Genomic DNA, 2,381 nt, shown 5'->3' on the forward strand with positions numbered 1-2,381 from the left:
TGCTCCTCGCGTTCTTCTCGGTGGGCGGACTTGCGCACGGCCTCATGACCGGCGAGCTCACCGGCGCTCTGGCGACGCCCCTGAGCTGGGTGCCGCTCGCCTGGCCCGCGCGCCTGGGGTCGCTCGGGGTGGAGGCCTTCATCGACGCCGCACGCGCGGCGGGCCCTCTCCTCACGACTGCGCTCGCTAGCCTCGTTCTCACCCTGGCAGCCGACGCCGTCCTTCTTGCCTGGTTCTGCCGCTTCGAGGACGGGAGGGCAGATGCGTAGGAAGCCGCTCGCCGCCATGTTCGTCCTCCTCTCCGCAGCGCTCGTCCTGGGCGGGAATGCCCTGCTCGACGCCGGCTGGGGGTCGGCGCTGCGCTCGATCGCCGACCGCGTGCTGCCTAACCCTGAGATCGCCATGTGGGCGCCCGCGCCCGAGCCCGGCAGCCACGCGAGCTCCTACGCCGACGCCACCGGGGCGGGGGCAAACTACGTCTACCTGGTGGACGCGGCGGACGACAGAGGCAATGTCCGAGAGCTCCAGCTCATCTTCTTCGGGCGGGAGTCGGACGGCGAGGGCTGGCTCGAGATCGAGGCGCGCGGCGGCTCGGGCGTGCGCTACCGCGCGTGCGACGCGGCCGAGACACCCGTGGCTGCGCGCAGGGCTCTGGACCGCTGAGCGCGGCGTTAGTACAATTCCGACGAGAGTTTCAGGAGGTCGAACATGGCGAGGATACTGGCAGTGGATGATGAACGGGCGATCCTCGACGCGCTTGCGCGCGTCCTCGGCCGCGACGGCCATGAGGTCGTCAAGGCGGAGGACCCGACGGCGGTCCCGGGGATGGACCTCTCGCGCTTCGACCTCGTGCTCTGCGACGTCATGATGCCGGGGCTCGACGGCTTCGAGCTCGTGCGGCAGATCCGCCCGGACTTCGACGGCCCCATCGTCTTCCTGACCGCTCGCGTGGCCGAGGAGGATGCCGTGGCCGCCTACGGCCTGGGCGCCGACGACTACGTCCGCAAGCCCTTCGGGGCCGCGGAGCTGCGCGCCAAGGTCGCGGCCCATCTACGCCGTGAGCGCCGGCCGCGCTCGCACGCCCTCTCCTTCGGGGAGGTGCGGATCGACCTCAGGGCGCGCGGCCTCGCCGTGGGCGGCGAGGCCGTGCCGCTCACGCCCACCGAGTACGCCATCTGCGAGTACCTCGCCCGCCACCCCGGGCAGGTCATGAGCCGCGCGCAGATACGCGAGGCGGTGCTCGGCTGGGAGAGCGACGCCGACGACGCGGCCATATCCATGCAGGTCAGTCGCGCCCGGAGGAAACTCTCCGAGGCCGGCGCCGATCCGATCGCGACCGTCTGGGGGATGGGGTACAAGTGGCAGCTCTGAGGATCGGGGCGCGAGGTCGCGGGGGCATGCCGCTCTCCTTCGTCATCGCGCGCTACTTCGCCTACGCGTTCGCGGCAGTCGCCACGGCGTGGCTCGCCTCGTTCATGATGCTCTCTGTGGCGATCAACGCGGGCTTCGTCTACGAGGCAAGCTGGGGGCCGGCCAATGCGCGCGAGGTCGCGGAGGGCCTGGCACGCGACGGCGTCTGCGGGCAGCAGGACGTGCCGACGGCGTACCGCTACCTCATCCTGAACAAGGACGGAAACGTGCTGATGACAGACCTCGAGAGCACGCGGCTCGAGGACGCGAAGGAAATGGCTCGTACGGCACTCGCCGCGGATCCGGGCACAGTGGAGATCGAGGGCGGGGGTTCGGGCGTTACCTACGCCGCGTTCCCGCTCAAAGGTGGCGGGGCCTGCGCGCTCGTCAGCGAGTATCTGCCGCAGTGGGTCTCGCGCGACCTCGCCGGCCTGCTTCCCAACCCGCAGAACCTCATGCTCGTCGGCGCCACGGCGGGAAGCGCACTTGCGCTTGCGCTCGTCGCGCGCCGCGCGAGCCGCGTGATCTCGCGCAAGATGGCGCCGCTCGCGGAGGCGGCGGGGCGCGTCGGCGCGGGGGAGCTCGACTTCGCGGTCGGCAGCACCAACGTGCGCGAGGTGAACGACGTCCTCGCCGCGATGGACGCCATGCGGGCCTCCCTCGCCGAGTCGCTCGAGGCCCGCTGGGCCGCGGAGCGGGGGCAGCGCGAGCAGATGACGTCGCTCGCCCACGACCTCAAGACGCCGCTCACCGTGCTGCGCGCCAACGCCGACTTCGTAGCGGAGGAGCTGGAAGACGAGAAAGACGCCGACCTCGCGGCCGCCGCGCGCGACATAGCCGGCAGTGTCGAAAGGCTCGACGGCTACGTGCGCCTGCTCATCGAGGCCTCGCGCGGGTCCGGCGGGGCGGAGAGGGCCCCCATGCGGCCGGCCGAGCTTTGCGAGCAGGTCCTCGCCGAGGCCGCCCAGATC

General features: G+C 71.6%; 3 protein-coding genes and 1 pseudogene. All 4 read left to right on the forward strand.

What is annotated here, in order from left to right:
• Positions 1-269: pseudogene (locus DW925_RS10145) on the forward strand (lantibiotic ABC transporter permease); the annotation flags it as partial.
• Positions 262-663 (forward strand): hypothetical protein, encoded by a 402-nt coding sequence (locus DW925_RS09920; RefSeq protein WP_055250127.1) that lies wholly within the window; start codon positions 262-264, stop codon positions 661-663. The pseudogene DW925_RS10145 and the gene DW925_RS09920, both read left to right, overlap by 8 nt.
• 45 nt (positions 664-708) lie before the next feature.
• Positions 709-1,371: a response regulator transcription factor gene (locus tag DW925_RS09925; RefSeq protein ID WP_055250129.1), complete on the forward strand. Its 663-nt coding sequence runs from the start codon at positions 709-711 to the stop codon at positions 1,369-1,371.
• A 26-nt stretch (positions 1,372-1,397) separates the two neighbouring features.
• A partial coding sequence (locus tag DW925_RS09930) for a histidine kinase dimerization/phospho-acceptor domain-containing protein (RefSeq protein WP_147349537.1) occupies positions 1,398-2,381 on the forward strand: 984 nt, incomplete at its 3' end.

It is taken from the genome of Collinsella sp. AM43-1 (genome assembly GCF_003467925.1).
Lineage (GTDB): Bacteria > Actinomycetota > Coriobacteriia > Coriobacteriales > Coriobacteriaceae > Collinsella.